Genomic DNA, 19,412 nt, shown 5'->3' on the forward strand with positions numbered 1-19,412 from the left:
CGGCACCGAGACCCGTTCACTATCATTTTTGGGGGTGATAAATGAGGGTGTGCTGGAGTGGTCCGCGAGACAGTGTCGGCCAGATATAAGTAGGCATCGACCGCATCCTAGTGCTTTGGGGGTGGTCTGGACATCGTTTTGCTTCCAGCCTGATTTTTTGTGATGCCAGCTCCACGGTATGTGTCCGGCTGCCCGTCGGTGTCTAAAGATACGCCCAGAATTTTTGATGCTGACGTGGACCCTCATCGAATGGTCTTTACGTGTGACATGAAGGAGACCTCCGGGTGGTCGTGATCGCTCTCGCAAGCACCACCTCACCCAGAGGCCCTCTTGTCCTCACTCAGCCACGCGCTGTGTAGGCAACGTGCGTGGGCAGTACATCCAGGCGTCGGATAGCGGCGACGTATCGGGCAAGACCCTCCTTGGCTCTAAGGCTGTGGTGGCTCCTATCAGCCGCAGGCTGGAGCAACCGCCCATGAGGTGAGACTCGGTAAACCGGACTACTCAGCCAGAGCTGCGATGACTTCTTTAGCTACATCCTCGCTGGACTGGGGGTTCTGGCCGGTGATGAGGTTGCGGTCGCGGATCACGTGGCTGTTCCATGCCGGCCCGGATTCCACAATGGCTCCCTTGTCCCGCAGGACCGTTTCGACGAACCAAGGTGTGTTGGGGCCGGTGCCGCCGTTCAATTCCTCCTCGTCGGTAAAGACCGTGAGGTTGCGGCCCGCGAAGGCGAATTTGCCCTCTTCGTCGATGGCGCTGAGCAGGCCGGCGGGAGCGTGGCAGAACGGAGCAATGATGCGACCGGCCTTGTCGGATTCGATGAGGATCTTGCCCAGATCCGAATCCGTGGCGAGATCCGCCATGGGTCCGTGGCCGCCAGGCATAACGACGGCTTCGTAGTCGGCGACCGTGACGTCGGCCAATACCAGTGGGTGGGATAGTTCGTCGTCGATGGCTGCGATGTAGGCGCGGAAGCGATCCGCATTTTCAATGCTCCCGGCCGACTCAACGGCCAGACTGACCTGATCGACAGTGGGCTTCACTCCGCCCGGAGTGGCGATATCCACGGTATGCCCGGCGTTAATCAAGGTGTGGTGGGAGGCTACCAGCTCTTCGGCCCAGTAGCCGGTAGGGTGCTTGCTACCATCGCGCATCGTGAGTGAATCTGCGGCCGAAACGACCATGAGGATCTTTGCCATGTTGTTCTCCTATCAGCCGTCGCTTCCGGCGGTCTGTTGTGGTGGGGTAAATGATGGGCAAGAGTATTCCGCAGTATGTGAATACCGGGAACCGTATGATAATGCGGTCGCGGGGCCAAACGGGTGACCGCGTGGTCCGCGTAGCTGGAGGGGCGTGTTCCAACTCGCGGGTGGCCATATTTTCTTTTTGGTCGCCGTACCGAGCCGATGCCGATGACTGGCATTTATTGTGTGACTGCGGCGTGGCAGGCATGCTAGGGCGAGCTGCGTCGTCGTCGTCCATAATGTCTTATCGACGACCTCACGCAAACTGCCCGGCTAACTAGATCGGGGCATGCACCTTGCCTCGAGTATGCAGCCCATACCGCTCTTGGTGCCATCTCCGCTACAACGTCAGAGCCGTGGTCAGAAAGCTCAGTGTGGTTCTGCGTCGTGGAGACTCTGAGGAACGTCACGCACATATTCAGTTCGGCAACATTGGCCAGCCAGAGGGCTCAGCCTTCGGGCCTGCACTTGTGCAGCAGATTCGGCAACATGTCTAGCAGTTCTCTGGGACTACCGTTGGGTCGAGGCAGTCTGGCCGCGGAGAATTCGCGGCCAGGAACGCTTCGCCGTCAATCGAGTCCGCATCTTGTACATGAGCGTACTGATCTGTTCCTTTTTCGGATGCCGTCATCCGCGCTAAATAGTGGCGGGGCAGTAACCGTGGACTAGCCCGTCCGAAGGAACAGGCAGGGACCTACTCATGCACGTTGTGGTCCCTGCCCTGTTCACCTTGTCTTAGAGGGTGGCGGTGTCAATGACGAAGCGGTAGCGGACATCGGATGCCAAGACGCGCTCGTATGCCTCATTAATCTTGCTGGCAGGGATGACCTCGATCTCGGCACCGATGCCGTGCTCGGCGCAGAAATTGAGCATTTCCTGCGTTTCCTTGATGCCGCCGATCGCCGAGCCGGCGAACGTGCGCCGTGCCCCGATCAAGGAGAACGCCTGCACGGGCAGAGGCTCGGCAGGGGCACCCACGCTGACTAGTGCGCCGTCGAGCTTGAGCAGCTGGAGGAAGGCGTTGATGTCGATGACGGCGCTGACGGTGTTGATGATCAGGTCGAAGCTTCCGGCAAGATCCGAAAACGTGTTCTCATCACTGGTGGCGTAGTATTGATCGGCGCCCAGACGCAGGCCGTCTTCCTTCTTCTTCAGCGACTGAGAAAGGACGGTGACGGTTGCACCCATGGCGTGAGCGATCTTCACGGCCATGTGGCCGAGCCCACCCAAGCCAACGACGGCGACGTTCTTGCCGGGGCCCGCACCCCAGTGATGCAGGGGGGAGAACGTGGTGATGCCGGCGCATAGCAGCGGCGCGGCGACGTCGAGCCCCAAGCCGTCCGGGATGTTCACTACGAAGTCCTCGGTCACGACAACATGGCTTGAGTAGCCACCCTGGGTGATGGTTCCGTCGCGGTCCATTGCGCCGTAGGTTCCGGTGTTGCCCTTGAGGCAGTACTGCTCTTCGCCGGCCTGGCAGTTGGCACATTCGCCGCAGGAGTTGACCATGCAACCAACCCCTACACGGTCCCCGACCTTGTGCTTGGTGACATCCGAGCCAACTTCGGTGACGATGCCAGCGATCTCGTGACCGGGGGCCAGCGGGTACTGCTGCGGGCCCCAGTCGCCGCGAACGGTATGGATGTCGGAATGGCAAATACCGGCGAACTTGATGTCGATCAATACGTCATGAGCGCCGACGTCCCGGCGTTCAATGGTCGTAGGAATGAGATCTTCGGTGGCCGATGGTGCTGCGTAAGCCTTGACTGTAGACATAATTTACTCCTGTGTTGATGGGAAGGAATCGATGTGGGGGGATATGTAAGTGGATGCGCGCTCGGCTAACGCCGCAGGGCATCCTTGACAGTGGGTTCAGCCTCGACGCCGTGGTGTAGCTGTGCGGCCTTGTTGGTTGCGGCCCAACTGGCCAGTAGCCGCAGGCCGTCAGCAGAGGAGGACCCAGGCTCGGCACTGTAGGCGAACATCGTCAGGCCTGGGGTAGCTGCGAGCTCCAGCGCGTTGAAATTCAGCTCAAGGTCTCCCACCGCTGGGTGGCGGATGGTTTTGGCCCCGCTTCGGTGGTGACGGACATCGTGTTGGGCCCAGCGCCTGCGGAATTCGTCACTTCGAGTGGATAGCTCTCCCACTAGATCCGTCAGAGACCGGTCAAAGGGGTCTCGTCCGGCTTCCGCATGCAGCATTGCCACCACCGTGTCGGCGGCCTGGTCCCAGTCCGTATACAGGGATTGTGAGCGGGGATTGAAGAAGACGAACCGGGCGTAGTTGAGCTGGTGCGTCTGGTCTTTGTAAGCCTCGGAATACAAGGCGCGTCCGAGGTCGTTGACCGCGACAACGTCCAGATGTCCGTTCTGCACGAACGCAGGGATCCCCACCATGCCGTCGAGGATGTGCTGGATACTGGCGTCTATTTCCTTGGCGGGCTGGCGCCGCGTACGACTTGCGGGGCCTGCGGTCCGGGCAAGGTTGAGCAGGTGCTGGTGTTCAGCCTCGTTGAGCCGCAGAGCGCGGGAGATGGAGTCCAAGACGGAATCGGAGGCTCCTGCCAAGCTGCCTCGCTCCATTCGGGTGTAGTACTCAACACTCACGCCCGCCAACATAGATACTTCTTCGCGGCGCAGCCCGGGGACTCGCCGGATTCCGCCAAAAGTTGGCAACCCTACTTGTTGTGGTGTCAGCTTCGCCCGCCGGGAGGCAAGGAACTCACGAATCTCGCTGCGGTTGTTCATAGCAACTACGTTACGTCCACCGTCCGGTTCTGTGGGAGGCCCTGTCAGGGTCTGTGAGCGGGAACACGGATAGTGGCAGGAAAATCTGGAGCCCCGGGGCTCGCATGCAAGCGGATCCCCGGACACGGTCAGGGAACTGCCGCCACGCTGGGATTGGAAGCGAGCAAAGAGCAGGTCTCCGTCTCCCAACGACCACCCGCCAGACTGCGAGCAGCGCGGGCAAACGAAGCCATCGGGCCAACGCAGCCAATCCAAATAATCCAGGCAAGCGGCATCGGTTGCAAACCAGGACCGGAACGCTCCGAGCGAGCGAGGGTAATCGATGCCGGCCCGAGGCCGGAATTCATCCACGCCTCTAGTTTAGTCCGGTCAGATGAATACCTCAGAGCCGGCTATTCCGCTTTTGAGAGCCCCGATCGAGAATCTTCCGCGGAAGTTCCGGCGTGTTGGAGCCTTCTTGTATCCTAAATATGTATGACCTAAAGTATGATTTGAGCATGGCTTTGTACAAGAAGATGATCAGCGGGAAACCCTATTGGTACCTGCGGGAGATGGCGCGGGTGGACGGGAAGCCGAAGATGGTCTCGGAACGTTATCTGGGTACTGCTGAGGACATCGAAAAGCTCCTGGACGCCAAGGAATCTGCGACGCTTCCGGCGAAAACCCGGCATCTGGGGTTCGGGGACAGTGCCGCGGCCTGGAGCGTCCTGGCCCGCCTGGACGTGGCCGGGATCATTGACGAGGTGGCTGGCGCGCGGCGGGCGGACGCTGGCGCGTCGGTGGGCACCTACCTGGCGTTGGCCGCGTTGAACCGGGTCGTGGCGCCAACTTCCAAGCTCGGGTTCGCCGACTGGTGGAAGACCACGGCGGCGGACAGGTTCGCCAAGATCCCCGCCTCCGTGTTGGACCACCGCAAATTCTGGGACGCGATGCACGCCCTGTCCCTGAAACAGCTCGCGGAGGTCGAGGAACGCATCGCGGTGGCGATGATCAGCGAATTCAACCTCGATGTCTCGGCCCTGGCGCTGGACATGGCGAACTTCGCCACCTACATTGATTCGGCCAACGAGAACGCCCCGATTGCCCAACGCGGCAAGGCCAAGCAAAAGCGCACCGTGCCTTCCCTGGTTGGCCTGGGCCTGGTGATCACCCGTGACGGAGGGATTCCCCTGCTCGCCCATACCTACCCGGGGAACAAGCCTGACGTCACCCAGTTTCCCCTCATGATCGATGAACTCGGCGCCCGGCACCGCAAACTCGCCGAAACGACCGGGACCGGTGAGAAGCCGGAGGTGACTGTGGTCTTTGACGCCGGGCAGAACTCGGCAACCAACTTCACCCGCGTCACCGACACCGGCCTCGCGTTCGTCTGTTCCATCCCGCCCTCCCATGTCGCGGACCTGCTCCAACTCCCCGCCGCCGACCGCACCATCGTGGACAAGGAACGGTTTGCCGGTCTTACCGCGGTTGAGACCCGGCGGGTGGTTTACGGCACCGAGCGCCGGGTCATCCTCACCCACTCACCCACCCTGCACGCCGCGCAGGTCGCCGGGTTCGCCCAAACCCTGGCCAAGGCCCAGGCGAAACTCGCCGAGCTCACCGAGTCCCTGGCCCGCGGCAAGACCCGGCGCACCACCGATCAGCTCACCGAGCACATCAAGGCGATCACCCGCGATTCCTGGCTACGCCGCGTCCTGGTTTGCGAACTGACCGGGGACACCCCGGCCACCCACAAACTCACCGTCATCGTCACCGATACAGCGAAAGAGGAACTCGAGGACGAGGTGTTTGGCAAGCGGGTCCTGGTCACCACCCAGGAACACTGGCCGATCGCGGACGTGGTCGCCGCCTACCGCTCCCAATCCGATGCCGAATTCGGGTTCCGCCAACTCAAGGACCCCCACGTGGTCTCGTTCTCACCCATGCACCACTGGACCGAGCACAACATCCGGGTGCACACCTTCACCTGCGTGCTAGCCCTGCAAATCGCGCACCTCATGCGCCGCGAAGCCGAACACGCAGGGGAACACCTCTCCGTGCGTGAACTCCTGGACCAGCTCGCCGGGATCCAGGAAACCGTGATGATCTATCCCTCCACCGGAGGACGTCCCAAAATCCGGCGCATGCTCACCGAAACCACCGCAACCCAAGACAAGCTCACCGCCGTCTTCAACCTCACAAAATGGGCGCCCAAGAAAAGTTAGGTCATACACCCCCAGACATAAAAAGGCACCTCTGAGCTGCACCGATACAAGTCTCGAAGCACTTGGCCAGGAAACTCCCGCTAGCAGGGAAGTGACACGACATTGAGAATTCCGGTTACCTGAGCCAGTGCATCGCGGCAGGTCGGCGCGTTTCACCGGTGACCGGAAGCTCCGGACCGTTCAGTTGCCAAAAAGATCCGGGTCCCGGTGCCGGCCGGCCCCAGCTATCCGACCCTGCCGGTGACGCTTTCGGGCGTGGCGGCTTCGTGCGTCGGACGCACGGCACGCAGGCCAAAAAACACCATGACGACCAGCACGGCCAGGGCCATCATGTTGACCCAGAAGAAGCCGCCCACGGCCAGGACGGGGCCGGCCAAGGCAGCCAGGCCGGCGGCCCCGAAGTTCATCATCATGTCATTGGCGCCTTGGAGGGGGACGCGCAGGTGGTCTGGTGCCGACTCGTTGAGCAGGGACGAGCCGCCGATCAGGCACGCCGACCAGCCCAAGCCCAGCGTGCTCAAGGCAATGGACATGGGCAGGGGGTCGCTGCTGTCCGAGACGATAGCGCCAATGGTGATGGCCGCCAGGAAAATGCCGTAGCCGATGAATACGACGGGCACGCTGCCCAGCTTGTCCACAAGCCAACCAAACATCGGGCTGGCCGCATACATGCCCAAAATGTGCAGGCTGATGACAATGCCGATCATCTCCAGTGCGTGGCCATGCTCATTCATGGCGACAGGGGTCATGACCATGACGCCCACCATGATCGCGTGCCCGCCAGTGACCGCGACCAAGGCGAAGAGTGCGTGCGGATTGTGGCTGGCAAGGCGCAGGGCCTGCCAGGCACCGTGCCGCTTGGCGGGTTTGGCGGGTCTTTGGGGGTGCACGGGGGCCACCCCGCCGGGCAGGCCCGTCGTTTCAACTATCGTTTCCACGGACGCGTCCGCGGAAGCTTCCCCGGGCGCACCCACGGCGTGTGGTTGCGCCGGAGGGGCCAGAAAGAACACGGCGATGACCAGGGCAGCGGTGAGAAAGGCAATGAGCGAGAACACGAAGGGACCAGCCAACGGCACCATGTCCAGCCGGATGCCCAACAAACGGCCTGGTTCGGAGAGGTTGGGGCCGGCCACCGAGCCGACAGTCGTCGCCCAAATGACGATTGCCATGGCCCGGCCGGCGGTGGCAGGGGAGGCGCCGTCGACCGCTGCGTACCGCGCTTGCAGGCCCGCCGCCGTCGCCGAACCAAAGAACAGCATGCCAGCGGCCATGAGCCAGAACTGACCAAGGCTCGCTGCAAGCAAAACTAGGGCAGCACCCACGGCACCCAGGACCAACCCGGTGCTCAGCGCCCAGCGCCGGCCCGCCCGGACGGCCAAGTTCGCCAGCGGGACGGCCACCAGCCCGGCACCCAAGGCGGACGCCGTTTGCACAAAACCGGATGCCGCCGTCGTGCCTGCCAGCTCGGCCGCCAGGATGCCTCCCACGGCAATGCCCGAGGCCACGCCCACCCCCGACAACAGCTGGCCCGCCACAAGCACGGTTTGGTTGCGGCGTTGGAGAGAGGCGGTGCTCATTGGAAAGTCCTAAGAGTGGCAGATTCATGGCGTGGAAACTGCGCCGACGGCCGTCCCGTGGGAGTGGCTTAAGGTGGAAGCAGACGTCACCAGTCTGACAGAGGAGCACCCGAGCATGGCAATCGAACACATACAAACTCTCCAGGGCAATTTTCCCGGGACAGCTACCTTTGACACCGTGACGGAGACGGATTTGCGCGCCACGGGCAGTTTGAAGTGGTCTGCCTTCCCCGGGCAGCTGCCAGCCTGGGTGGCCGAGATGGACTTTGGCCTGGCCGGCCCCGTCGCCGAGCGGCTGCGCGATTCGGTGGCCACCGCGCAGGTGGGGTACCTGCCCGGCCATCTGGTCCAGGCCCTGGGGCAGGCGTGCCGGGACTTTCTGGCAACGCGCCACGGCTGGGATATCCCCGCCGAGTGGATCCGTCCCGTAGCCGACGTCCTCAGCGCCTTGGAAGCCACGGTCAAGCATTTCACCCCCGGTCACGGGCGCATGGTTGTCCCGACCCCGGCGTACATGCCCTTCATCACGCTCCCGGCTGCGTACGGGCGCGAACTTGTGCAGGTCCCCATGATCCGCGCAGAAGCGTCCTGGGAGCTTGACTTCGACGCCCTGGAAGCGTCACTCGCAGCCGGCGATCTGCTGGTGCTGTGCAATCCGCACAATCCGATTGGGAAGGTGTACACACGCCGGGAACTGCTGCGGCTCAGCGCCATTGTGGAGGTGAGCGGGGCCAGGGTGTTTTCCGATGAGATCCATGCGCCATTGGTGTACGACGGCGCCACCCACGTTCCGTACGCTTCGGTCAGCGACGCCGCCGCCCGGCACACCGTGACGGCCACATCCGCGTCGAAGGCCTGGAACCTGGCCGGGCTCAAGGCGGCACAAATCATCTTTTCCAATGCCGCAGATTATGAGTTGTGGTCCGTGGAGGGAACCGCTGCTGAGCACAGCGCCAGCACTCTGGGGGTCGTGGCGAACATTGCCGCCTACACGGAGGGGACGCCGTGGCTTGATGGGGTGATTGACTACCTGGACGGCAACCGGAGGCTGCTCGAGGGCCTGCTGCAGGAGCACCTGCCGCAGGCCCGCTGGGTGATGCCCGAGGGAACGTATTTGGCGTTCATCGATTGCACGGAACTTGATTTCGGGGATTTTGCTGGCACGCCCACTGAATTCTTCGCCGAACACGCCCGGGTCACGCTGACCGAAGGCGGTTTGTGCGGCGATGTCGGAGCCGGCTGGGTGCGGCTGAACTTTGCCACTCCCGCACCGATTCTGCGCCGGATCGTGGAACAAATGGGTGCGTCGCTGGCGGGATGACCCCTGCCGGTGCGGTTGCGCCGCGAGTCGTGGCGCGTGGTGTGGGTCGAGATCGCGCCGCAACCGCAGGCCCCGTTCCGAGACCGCGCCTGCACCTTGCCTGCCCGCACCATAGTTCTCGAGACCGCGCCTTGGCCGCTTCTGCGTTGCGCCCGCCGTGCACCATATTGCTGGAAACCGCGTCTTGGCCGCGAGCCCGCGGTTGCCCAACCGCTGGCTCGCGGCTCAGTCGCGGGCATGCGGGCGAGACGCGGTGACGCGGGCGGCGTGGAGCAGGAGTGCTAGATGAAATCCATCTCCACCTGCAGAAACGACTCGGCGGAAATGATGGCCGCGGCGAAGGATTCCTCTTCGGTGGGGGACTGCTTCGGGGTTCGGGTGTACCACTCGTGCGTGGTGGTGCGGACCTTGATCACCCCGCCGTCGGCAGCGGCATAGAACAACCCAAAGCGCTGGACCGGCCATTCTGCCGACGTTTCAATGCCCACCAACAACGCCGCGTTCAAGGCCGGGTTGAACCACTGGGCAATAGGCCTGCGACGGTCTTCAAAAAAGAGCCCGGCGGCGTAGCGGCTCGCTGCCGTCGGTCCCATTGCCGCGCAGAGCCGTTCCCGCCACAACGGCAAGATCTCCGTGTCATGGCGTTGCCACACTGCTGGGACCAAAGGTTGGTCGCTATGAAAGCCCACACTTCAATGTTAGCGATAGCCGAGTCAGTTGGAAGGGGCGAAGTCCGAGCCAGTGCGCCATGGCGCTATTCGCAGCCAACCCCGTCGCCGTCGCGGTCGAACTTGGGCTCGAAGCCGGGCTGGCCCGCGCGAATGGGGGCCGCCCCCGCGGCCCGAACGGCTGAGCAGTTTTGGTAGAAGACATCAGTTGCCGGCGGCTGAACCACCGGAGCAGGGGGAGCAGCTGGTGGTGCCGGCTGTGCCGGCTGCGGCGCGGCATCATCCGCTGCTTCCGCGGGCACTGGGGCAGCAGGCGGCACAACAGCTGGCTGCTTGGGCTCGGCCGCGGGAGGTATCTGCTCGCTTGGCACGTCAACACCCGCGCAGTTCCCGAGGACCGTGGCCATGGCGTCATGTTCTGCCTGGGTCACCCACAGCTCGTAGTCGGCCTTGACCGCGACCTGCCGGGCCACATACTCGCAACGGTAGGCCTTGTTCGGCGGCAGCCACGTGGCGGCATCGCCGGCGCCCTTCCTTTGGTTGCTGGGACCGTCAACGGCCAACAAGTTCAGCGGATCGTTGGCAAAGGCCTTGCGTCGATCCGGCGCCAGCTGTTGGGCTCCCTTTTGCCAGGCGTCGTTCAGCGCCACGACGTGGTCGATCTGGACCTTTGCGCTGTCGGGGCCGCGCACAAATGAGATGGTGCCGGCCGTGTAGGGATCCGACAGCACCCCGGTCAGCACCACGCAATCGCGGGTGCCCGGCTTGAACGTCTTCGCCGTCAGGTCGCGCTCCAGGATGTCATTGCGAGTGTCGCAGCCGTTGCGGTCCACGTCCGACCATGCCGGGCCGAACTCTTCGCGGCTGTACCCCGTTTTGGGTGCCCTGCCCTTGACGGGAATGGTCTTCAGGACCTCCAGCGCCTTGTCCGCCACAGGGGACTGCGCGTTCGCGGCCAGGTCGGCGCCATCAGCGTCGGAAGCGTCATCGCCGTCCACGGGTGCCATGATGGCAACCGTGGGGCTTGGCGTTGGTGCGGGACTGCTTGGTGCACTAGTGTGCGTGGCCAGGTCCGACGCCGGAGCCGCCTCGGGTGCCGGGGCGCCACCGCACGCCGTGGTCGCCACAAGGACGGAGGCAAACACTGTTGCCATGATGAAATCGGTGGCTCCGAAAGAGCGGGTGCTGCGAGCAGGCGACAAGACGGAGATCTCCCCGGGATAGCGGTTCATGGTGAGCTTCCAGCCTATCGCCAGCCACTGACAAGCGGTGACGGCGGGAGAGGGCCCCTGCGCTGACCAATCCTTCTATCATCCGACAGCGAATCCGGCGCATAAGTTGAGTACCCGATGCATCAAGACAGCTGTGTGCCGGGGCTCAACCCGGGTGCGGTCCTCTCAGCGGATCTCGGCCAGGATGCGGCGCAGGATTTCTTCGCCCGCCATGACCCCGCGCACCGAGGTGAGGCGAAGATGGGAAGCCAGGTATCCGGCGTCGTGCAGTTCCCCGTGCAGGGGGCGGAAGGCGAGGGTGGCGCCTTCGAGCATGTCCTGGTCCAGGAGGGAGTCGCCGGCGGCAATGACGGTGTCCGCCCCGGTGCGGCGGGCAACTTCCGCAAGGGCCCCGGACTTGTTGATCGGCAGCGGGACGCAATAGAGCTTCCTGCCTTGCACCGAAACGCTCCAGCCGGCTTCCGCGCACAGCTGTCCCAGCTCGGCCAGGAAGGAGCCGGGCATGGCTTCCCTGTCCACGATGGCGTAGACAAACAAGTCCTCCGCCCGTCGCAGGCGCAGGATCCACGGGGAAAAGTCCGGGTTCCCAAGGTGCGCTTCGATGTGTTCCAAGGGCGCACAGGCAGCGGCCATCCGTGCCGAGAGCTTCTCATTCCACGCCGTGTCCGGCACACCGCGGTGCAAAAGGACCCCTCCGTTGGAGGTGATGGCGTACTCGGGCACGGGACCGGACAATTGCACACGCTGGTACTGGGCCTGAGTTCGGGTGGTGACGGGCACAAACGTCGCCGCGTCCTTGACAGCCAGCAGATGCTCCTGGGCGTCGCGGGTCATGAACGAGAGGGGAGCGCCCTCATAAACTTCGGCGACGACCAGGGCCGGGGCATCCTTGTCCGCACCCGTGAGCCAGAGGGCGTTCTTGGAATAGATGAGCGTGCGGTCGAGGTCGCAGGCAACGAGGGTGGGGCTCATGCGTTGTGCACTGCCTTGCCGTCGGCACCCACGGCGCTCTTGTCGAATTGCGGATGGATGAGACCGACACAGCTGTACGGCAGGCCCACAACTTCCTCCACGGGGACCCTGCGCTGTTCGGCCAGCAGCAGCACATGCGCCACCTCGGCCCGGGCATCCGGGTTCACGAGGACGCGCCACGGCACGCGGCGCAGCAGCACCCTGGTCGTTTCGCCCACGCCGGGCTTGACCAAATTCACATTGTTGATGCCGTACTCGGCGCTGATCCGCTCAACGGCCTTCCACCCCGTCCACGTGGGTTCCGGAGCGGCCGCGCGATGGGCAGCCACCTGCTCTTCAACGGCCTGCAGGATGCTGCCAAAGTGGGCGGAAATCGCATCCAGGAAGTCGTTGGAGACGTCGTTGGAGGCCAGCTCCGCGTAGAACTTGGCACCATGAAAGTCATGCGGAGCAATGTGGTCGGTGTTGAAGACCGTGCGGGAGACAAGACCGGACACCGTGGAATTCAGGCAGGCCGAGGGGATCAGGTAGTCCTCGCGGGTGCCGAACATGGACACGCAGTGGCCGGGGTCGGCCAACACGGCAAGATCGTCCTGGAAGCGCACACCGTCGCTGGCGGCAAACTTGTCCAACGCGCTGCTGAGCTCGCCGGAGATGGCGCCCTTGCCCGTCCAGCCGTCAACGAAAAGTATCCGCGCTGGATCAAAGTTGGTACCAAGGTAGCGCAGGGCCGTCTGGTCCAGGCCCACCCCGCGAACGATGCTCATGGTGAAATGGGGCAGTTCCAGGCCGTGGACGTGCCAGGCCCAACGGCGCATCAAAATACCAATGGGCGTGCCGGCACGCGCCAGGGACACCAGCACGGGCTGGTTCCCGCGGGCTTCCAGGGCCAGTTCGGTCACCACGCCCACCGCCGTGGCGATCCGCAGCGCAGACCGCTCGACCGCCTGCGTGTACAGGGCCTGGTATTCCTTGCTGGGCGAGTACTCCACCGGCAGCGATTCAGCGTAGTTCGCGGATCCCGACTGGATGGCGCGTTCGCGCTCGGCGGTGGGGGCCTCCAACGCGACATGGCTCAAGTCCTTCAAGAGCCAGCGGACCTCGCCGGGTGCATAGGAACCGAAATCCGGGCCCGTCAGGGGCTGGGGAAGCGGGAACTGGCTCATGGTGCGTCCTTTGCTGGATTGCTGGAGGTGGCGGGCGGGAGATCGGCCGGAAGCAGCACCACGACGACGTCGTCGGCGGCCGTTGCCATCGCCACGGCCAGTGGTTCAAGCTCGGCGCCGGGTGCGCGTGCAAGGACATCGCGGCGGCCGGTTCCGGGTTCCGGGAAGAGCACAATGGTGCCCGGACGCCCGTGCGTTCCGCTGAGGTTGTAGGCAAAACGCGCGCCCGGCCCGTCAAGGGTCGCATCGTGGCTGGCAAAGGCCAGCGCCCCGGAAATGGCGTAGTCGTCCCTATCGACGGGGACGATGGGCGAGCGGGTCGTGGTGGAAAAACGCACTTGGGCATCCGGCAGCAGCCCGGCCAGCACGTTGGCTGCGGCCAAGGGCAGGAACATGTTTTCCTCGCAGCCCAGCACCACGAACGGGCCTTGGCACTCTTGGGCTGCCAGCAGAGTTGCCACGTGCCCGGCGACGGCGGCAATGTCGGCTTCCGCCGGAGGCGCCGCGTTGCCGAAGCGGTCGCTGCGCACCGGAACCATGTCTGCCTCCGTCAGTTCAAGCATGGCCAGCCGGCCGGAGGCGGCGGGTGGGAACGGGGCGCCGGAAGCGGCAGCACCAACACCAGCATCGACGGTAGCAGGAGGGGGGTGCGGCAGGGCCTTAATCAGCGCCGCGGCGCGGTCCAAAATGCCATCTCCCAAGCTGATTTCCCCGGTCCCCAGCGCCGTCACGGCAATCCGGCAGCCCAGCTCGGCGGCCAGGGCGTCAAAGCGGGCACGGTCGGCGGCACTGCGCAGGTCGATCAGGGCGGCCACCACATACACCGGGTGCCGAACAAGGGCATGCAGTTCACGGATGGTGTTGATGACGGTCGACCCGGTGCTGAACTCGTCGTCGACCAAAACCACCGGACCGTCGCCGTCGAGCCAGTGCGGGTCGGTGGGCACCATGGCGTGCGAGGTGGCATGCGAATGCCCTTCCTCAAAGCCCGCCACCGCACGGATGCCGGGGGTGGCGTGACGGGTGGAGTGAATGTAATAGGCACCCAAGGCATTGGCCACCAAGCGCCCCAGGCCCGTGGCGGTCTCGGCGTAGCCAAGCACGACGGCGTTGGGCACCCGGGTGCCCAGCCCCGCCACCGCGTCGCCCAGGAAGGCCAGTGCCCGGACACGATCCTGGCCGTCGGAGCGCAGCGCCGTGGTCAGTGCCGCGGTGGCTGCTTCCAGCGGAAGGGAGGTTCCGGCGTCGTGCATTGACCCTGGACAGGATGCTGGTTCCGTGCCGTTGGGCGACGACGACAGCTCGCGGGCAACAAAGGCCCCCAACAAGGTGCCGGCGGCGATGACCAAGGCGGGTTCGGTGGGCACGTGCTTGGCGAGCACGTTCGAGACCAGCAGATGGGCGCGCTTCGGGTTGCGGCGCAGGGCCAAGCCCACCAAGTCCTGGACGGCGACGGCGCTGTCCGGGTCGGAGTGGATGTGCACGTCAAGCTGCCCGGCCACGAAGCCGCCAGTCCAGCCCGTGCCGCCAGTCCAGCCCGTGCCCCGGGCAGTCCGCAATGGTTCGGAAGTGCTCATCGCATGCTCGCTTCGAGGTGGTCCACAAAGGTGACGTTGGCGGCGGAAACACCAAAGGCGTCGGCCCGCAGCAGGGTGCGTTGGGCCCACGACTGGTGCGGTTTCATTTCATTCATTTTGTTCCCGTAGGGGGATGCTGCGGCGCCGCCGGCCGTGTTCCCGGCAATGGCCACGGCGTCGAGGTATTCCTCATGACTGACAACGCTCATGGCATGGACCAAGGCAACATGGCTGGGGTGGATGACGGTCTTGCCCAGCAAGCCGTTGGCCAGGTCCAACTCAATCTCACGGATAAGGGTGTCGAGGTTGTCCGTCATGATGCGCCGGCGCAGTTCCTGCTCGTGCGCCCCCACGAAGGGTGTGGCACGCAATTGCGGGCGCAAGACGCGCTCGGTGTTGGAGAAGTGTTCCCAGACAGGACCGGAGATGACAAAGCCGCCGTCGGGCCGGCCCAGCACGTTGACAATGTCGCCGATGACCCCCGCCACCACATTGACGTCGTAGATGGTCAGGTCGCGGGAGCGGCGCAGGCCGAAGGCGCTGGACATGTCCGTGGCGCCGAGCCGCACCGACAAGATGTCGTCCCGGTTGGCTGCGAGCAGGGAGTAGATGTTTGTCAGCGCCGCCGCCCGGGTTTCCACGTGGATGATGGGCGAGGACTCTAGAATCGGCATGACGCGCAGCCGGTGTGAGGGAGTGCCGTCCGCCGCAGGGGCACCGTCAAGCCCCAACTCCTGCTGCACCACGTGCAGCGCGGCCAGGAAGTCCGCACCCGTGCCTTGTTCATTGTCGAATTTTGGCAGCACAAATCCGCTCAGCAGGGCGGTGGCGGGACCGGCACGCCTGGCCAGTCGGAGCAGCTGCTCGGGGGTGCGGACCCGGACAAACAGCAGGGGCAGGTCGTGTTGCTGCCCCGAGAGCGAGGTCAGCGCCGCAATCACGTTTTCTTCGGCCTGCGGGACATCTGCGTCCGCAATGGAATCCTCGAGGCAGAGCACCATGGAGACACAGCCAAGATCGCGCTGGCGCAGCACATCCTTGACAAGGTCAGGACGGTTCGCGGGGGTGTAGAGGGTGCCGCCGAGGGCAACCGCCAGCAGTTCCGGGGCGCTCCGGGCAGTCAGCTCCACCGGCAGGCGGTGGAAAAGCTGCGCGGCTGCAGGGTCGGTTAGGGAACGAAAATGTCGCATTGGCCCTTTCGTGCGGTGGTTGGAAGGCGAATCATGGCCCGCCGGCAAAATGAGCTAGCGACCGTAGGCGGTGGCGGGTGCCTTGTGCGTCATGGAAAAATCAAATTCCTGCCAGATCTTCACGTCCGGCCAGTCGCGCGGCACGGGCTCTGCCCGCAGCTCCAGCACGTTGCCAATCCTGTGCACCAACAGCACCATCTGCGTTCCGTCGGCGGCGGGCGGCAGCGCCACCGTGTCGCCGGAGAACAGCTGGACCCCCATGGGGGCGCTGCTGCGGTTGATGAATATGGCGCGGCGCATTTCACGCACATGGCGCAAGGACACCAGCGCCTCCCGGCCGTGGTAACCCACCAAGTCCCGGTTTCCTGCGGTCGTGACGGGGGTGCCGGCCTTGTGTCCGTCAACTGTTTGTCCGCCTGTCACCCCGCGCACATTCTCCCAAGCGATGGCCGTGCTTCCGCTGACCACCAAGGTGCCAACGGCAGACTGAACCGCCGACAATCGCAGCACCCTGTCAACGAAATTCAGTTCGTACACGTCTTCAATGCCGGGCGCCGGGAACAACAACTGGACCTCGCGGTCCTCCAACGTGGCCTTCTCCCGTCGGGCAGCGAGCGTCTGGGCCCGTGCGCCCGTTGAAAACGCCCTGGCGGATGCTCCTGACGACGCAGTGGACCTGGATGGTGCGGTGGGCGTGGATCTGGAGGACGACGCCGTGGCGCTGCGACCCAGCACCAGTCCGGGCGACCGCGGGGCACCGGCCTGGTCAACCGGCGGGGCTTGGCGTGCGGACGCAGGTCTGGTTGAGGCTGGGCTGGATGGCGCGGTTGCCGCCGGTCGAAGAGTCAAGGACTGTGCCGACTGGGCTGATTGTTGCGGGACGCGTTCCTGCTGTGGGCGCTCTTGCGGCACGCTCTGTTGCGGGGCGGCCGCTGCCGAGGATGCCGGTTGGGCGCGGCCGGGCTTGAGCCGGCGACGCAAAAAAACCAGGTCGGTGCGTGGAGTTGAGGGAACATTCATGTCGGGGCGCTACAGCCTGATTCCGTAGTCCTTGGCCACGCCGGCCAAGCCCGTGCTGTAGCCCTGCCCCAGGGCGCGGAATTTCCAGTCAGACCGATGCCTGTACAGTTCACCGAAAATCATGGCGGTGACGGACTCCAGCTTTTCCACGGACAGGTTGAAACGCACCAGTTCCCGGTCTTCAGCCGTTGCCACGCGGATGTGGGCGCTTCGCACGGCGGCGAAGGTGCCGTTGCCGCGGAGTTCGGGATCCACATAGGCAAAGAAAATGATCTTTGCAACGTCCTCGGGGACCAGCTTCAGCGCAACGTCGATCTGTTCCTGATCGGCGTCGCCAACGAAGGTGACGGAGGAGTCGGCGCTGACAAGTTGGTTGAAAAACACAAGGTGATCGTTGGAAACAGCCTTGTCGTCGCCGTCGCACATCACCACAAACGGGACCAGCTCAGCCTGCGGGCCGTGGCTGGGGATGGCGTCCCAGCCCATGCCAACCACCACGTTGTCCAGACCGGGATTTTCTGCAGTCAGGGCAGCATTGGCCCCTGCCACTAGTGCTGCCATTGTTGGCCCTCCAAACGCAATGGGTCCCTTTCAGAAACGGGTTGTTGAAGTTGCAAGGCGGCGTCCTGGGCGGAGAACTTGTCCGCCAGGAAACGCCCGTGCGTGGAGAGTTCCTCCACGGCGCCAATGCGAATCTGGTTCAGCAGATCCGCAAGGGTTTGTTCCAGGGTTGCCAGCTGTTCGGCGAACATCAACGTGGCAGCGGACTCTTCGTGGTGGTGCGCCGGGGGCAGTCCCAAATACGCCTGCAACGGTGTGGGCACATAGCTGCAGATCATGGCGTTGAGAAGCACCCTTTGCTCCGTGGAACAGCCCCGGATGCTGATGTCGGCGACGGTGTCGCGCATGAGGTCGCCCAAATGTCGCAGCTGGGACATCAGCAGGGGAGGGAGCTTGCTTCCGGACCTGCGCACGGAAGCACGCAAACTGTCCACGGCGGCACCCATCTCGGCAATCTCCTCCGCCACCGGATCTGCACTAGGGGGTGCAGGCGCTTGAGGCGCCGAAGCCCCGCCAAACCTGCCCCCCATGAAACGGCCAATCATTGCCCTACCCTTGCCTCGTCGTCTCTCGCGTCGTCAGTACTGCTCAGACTACTCGCGATCGGACTGGCGTGAACGCTCCAGGTAGGGCTTGGCCTTGGCCAGTCCGTCCTCGAGGGCGTGCACGGTGCCTTCCATGTTCTGGGCGGCGGAGGCCCGGAACGTGTCGATGGCATCCATCGTCTCGAAGACGTTGTCGAACGCTTTTTGCAAAGTTTCCACACTGACCCCGGAACTGGCGGCCTGCTCGTGGATGCGCACAGTCTGGTCCTTGAGCATCTCGGACGTCTTCAAGATCATGTTGTTCGTGGTGGTGTTGATGGCGTCGATCTGGTCCAACACCATCTTCTGGTTGGCCAGGGCCTGGGCCACGATGACAGCCGTGCGCAGGGCCGAAATGGTGGTGGTGCGCGCCCGGTCGACTCCCTTGATCAGCTCAACGTTGTTCTTGCGGATCAAATCCATGGCCAGGTAGCCCTGCACCGAGACGGCCAGCTGGGTCAGGATGTCCTGGTGGCGCTGGCGGATGGGGAAGAGAACATCTGCTTCGAGCTTCTGGGCCTGCTCAGTTGCACCCGTTGCACGCGTGGCGTCGATCTTCTCAACGCAGGCGGCATCCAGGGCCTTGGCAAACACGGCGTATTCGCTCAGGCTCTGCATGGTTTCCCACATCTTGACCTTTTCCCCCGCGAGGGAGGCATTGTCCTTGAGGAGTTCGTCCTGGCCGGCCATGAGCGACTTGATGATCGCGTCGAGCTGAACCTGCGCCGACTCGTACTTCTGGAAGTACTTGGCCATTTTGTTGCCGCCGGGGATAAAGCCGAGAATCTTGCGCCCCACACTCAGGTCGGCGTTGTTGGGAGTGAGGTCCTCAACGGTGCTGCGCAGATCGTTCAGGGTGCCGGCAACCTGGGCCTGGGCGCCATTGCCACTCTTCTTGGCCCCTGACACGGAGGTGGTGGAGCGCTCCAACATACGGCTGGAGGCGTTCGAGGAGGACGTCATTTCCGTCCCGGCCAGCTTGGAAATCCCATCAACTTTCGTGGTGAACTCGGGGCTGCGGGCGTCAAACGTGGCGATCTCGGCAATGAATTCCTTCGCCTGAACGTTGATCTCGCTCTGGCGCTCCGCCGGCACTGGAACCATGCCGGGGGCTTCGTCCGCTGCAACAATTTCCGGGGAGTCGGGAGCCTTCAGCACAAGGGCGGTTTCGGCTTCTGTGGGAGGAGTCAAAGGTGAAGTCATTGGGAGATCCTATTTTCGAATAGCAGGACAGGGAAGGAGTGGTTGGGCCCACGCACCAGGGACGAGTTTGTTGGGCCCACATATGGGCCCACACCTCCGAGGGGCCCCAATTCCAGACGCGCCAGCGGCTGGATTTGGGGAGG

General features: G+C 63.9%; 16 protein-coding genes and 1 pseudogene. 2 read left to right on the forward strand and 15 right to left on the reverse strand.

The window, feature by feature from the left end:
* Positions 1-500 precede the first annotated feature (500 nt).
* The 4 genes and pseudogenes from QMG25_RS02495 to QMG25_RS02510 all read right to left on the reverse strand — a co-directional run.
* Positions 501-1,202 carry a type 1 glutamine amidotransferase domain-containing protein gene (locus tag QMG25_RS02495; protein ID WP_283456988.1) on the reverse strand — a complete coding sequence of 234 codons (702 nt, stop codon included), beginning with the start codon at positions 1,200-1,202 and terminating at the stop codon, positions 501-503.
* Between the two features lie 780 nt (positions 1,203-1,982).
* Positions 1,983-3,023: an NAD(P)-dependent alcohol dehydrogenase gene (locus QMG25_RS02500; protein WP_283456990.1), complete on the reverse strand. Its 1,041-nt coding sequence runs from the start codon at positions 3,021-3,023 to the stop codon at positions 1,983-1,985.
* 65 nt (positions 3,024-3,088) lie between these two features.
* On the reverse strand, positions 3,089-3,994 hold the full coding sequence (locus tag QMG25_RS02505) for a helix-turn-helix domain-containing protein (RefSeq protein WP_283457366.1): 906 nt from the start codon (positions 3,992-3,994) through the stop codon (positions 3,089-3,091).
* 177 nt (positions 3,995-4,171) lie between these two features.
* Positions 4,172-4,345, reverse strand: a pseudogene (locus QMG25_RS02510) (transposase family protein); the annotation flags it as partial.
* A 146-nt stretch (positions 4,346-4,491) separates the two neighbouring features.
* Here QMG25_RS02510 and QMG25_RS02515 point away from each other — a divergent pair.
* The gene (locus QMG25_RS02515) at positions 4,492-6,198 is read left to right on the forward strand and encodes an IS1634 family transposase (protein WP_283456992.1); all 1,707 of its coding nucleotides are present in this window, start codon (positions 4,492-4,494) and stop codon (positions 6,196-6,198) included.
* A gap of 224 nt (positions 6,199-6,422) precedes the next feature.
* Here QMG25_RS02515 and QMG25_RS02520 read toward each other — a convergent pair whose 3' ends face one another.
* Positions 6,423-7,775 carry an MFS transporter gene (locus QMG25_RS02520; protein WP_283456994.1) on the reverse strand — a complete coding sequence of 451 codons (1,353 nt, stop codon included), beginning with the start codon at positions 7,773-7,775 and terminating at the stop codon, positions 6,423-6,425.
* Between the two features lie 115 nt (positions 7,776-7,890).
* Between QMG25_RS02520 and QMG25_RS02525 the strand changes: the two genes are divergently transcribed.
* On the forward strand, positions 7,891-9,096 hold the full coding sequence (locus QMG25_RS02525; protein ID WP_283456996.1) for a MalY/PatB family protein: 1,206 nt from the start codon (positions 7,891-7,893) through the stop codon (positions 9,094-9,096).
* Between the two features lie 281 nt (positions 9,097-9,377).
* On the opposite strand, the gene QMG25_RS02530 is transcribed toward QMG25_RS02525, so the two are convergent.
* The 10 genes from QMG25_RS02530 to QMG25_RS02575 form a co-directional block, all read right to left on the reverse strand.
* Complete coding sequence (locus QMG25_RS02530; RefSeq protein ID WP_283456998.1) at positions 9,378-9,785, reverse strand: hypothetical protein; 408 nt, start codon at positions 9,783-9,785, stop codon at positions 9,378-9,380.
* 65 nt (positions 9,786-9,850) lie between these two features.
* Positions 9,851-10,996: a GmrSD restriction endonuclease domain-containing protein gene (locus tag QMG25_RS02535; protein WP_283456999.1), complete on the reverse strand. Its 1,146-nt coding sequence runs from the start codon at positions 10,994-10,996 to the stop codon at positions 9,851-9,853.
* A gap of 165 nt (positions 10,997-11,161) precedes the next feature.
* The gene (locus tag QMG25_RS02540; RefSeq protein WP_283457002.1) at positions 11,162-11,968 is read right to left on the reverse strand and encodes an HAD family hydrolase; all 807 of its coding nucleotides are present in this window, start codon (positions 11,966-11,968) and stop codon (positions 11,162-11,164) included.
* Entirely contained in the window at positions 11,965-13,134 is a 1,170-nt protein-coding gene (locus tag QMG25_RS02545; RefSeq protein WP_283457004.1) for a cysteine protease StiP family protein, read from the reverse strand. Before QMG25_RS02545 ends, QMG25_RS02540 begins: the two co-directional genes overlap by 4 nt.
* Positions 13,131-14,711: a phosphoribosyltransferase domain-containing protein gene (locus QMG25_RS02550; RefSeq protein ID WP_283457006.1), complete on the reverse strand. Its 1,581-nt coding sequence runs from the start codon at positions 14,709-14,711 to the stop codon at positions 13,131-13,133. Before QMG25_RS02550 ends, QMG25_RS02545 begins: the two co-directional genes overlap by 4 nt.
* Complete coding sequence (locus QMG25_RS02555; protein WP_283457008.1) at positions 14,708-15,901, reverse strand: HpcH/HpaI aldolase/citrate lyase family protein; 1,194 nt, start codon at positions 15,899-15,901, stop codon at positions 14,708-14,710. Before QMG25_RS02555 ends, QMG25_RS02550 begins: the two co-directional genes overlap by 4 nt.
* Positions 15,902-15,955: 54 nt before the next feature.
* Complete coding sequence (locus tag QMG25_RS02560) at positions 15,956-16,921, reverse strand: hypothetical protein (RefSeq protein ID WP_283457009.1); 966 nt, start codon at positions 16,919-16,921, stop codon at positions 15,956-15,958.
* 9 nt (positions 16,922-16,930) lie between these two features.
* Entirely contained in the window at positions 16,931-17,482 is a 552-nt protein-coding gene (locus QMG25_RS02565; RefSeq protein WP_283457012.1) for a TerD family protein, read from the reverse strand.
* Positions 17,470-17,949 (reverse strand): hypothetical protein, encoded by a 480-nt coding sequence (locus QMG25_RS02570; protein ID WP_283457014.1) that lies wholly within the window; start codon positions 17,947-17,949, stop codon positions 17,470-17,472. The genes QMG25_RS02565 and QMG25_RS02570 overlap by 13 nt, the downstream gene beginning before the upstream one ends.
* Before the next feature lie 126 nt (positions 17,950-18,075).
* Entirely contained in the window at positions 18,076-19,269 is a 1,194-nt protein-coding gene (locus QMG25_RS02575; RefSeq protein WP_283457015.1) for a toxic anion resistance protein, read from the reverse strand.
* Positions 19,270-19,412: the final 143 nt, after the last annotated feature.

Origin of the sequence: Arthrobacter sp. H35-D1 (assembly GCF_030063185.1) — a bacterium.
In the GTDB taxonomy this organism is placed as follows: domain Bacteria; phylum Actinomycetota; class Actinomycetes; order Actinomycetales; family Micrococcaceae; genus Specibacter.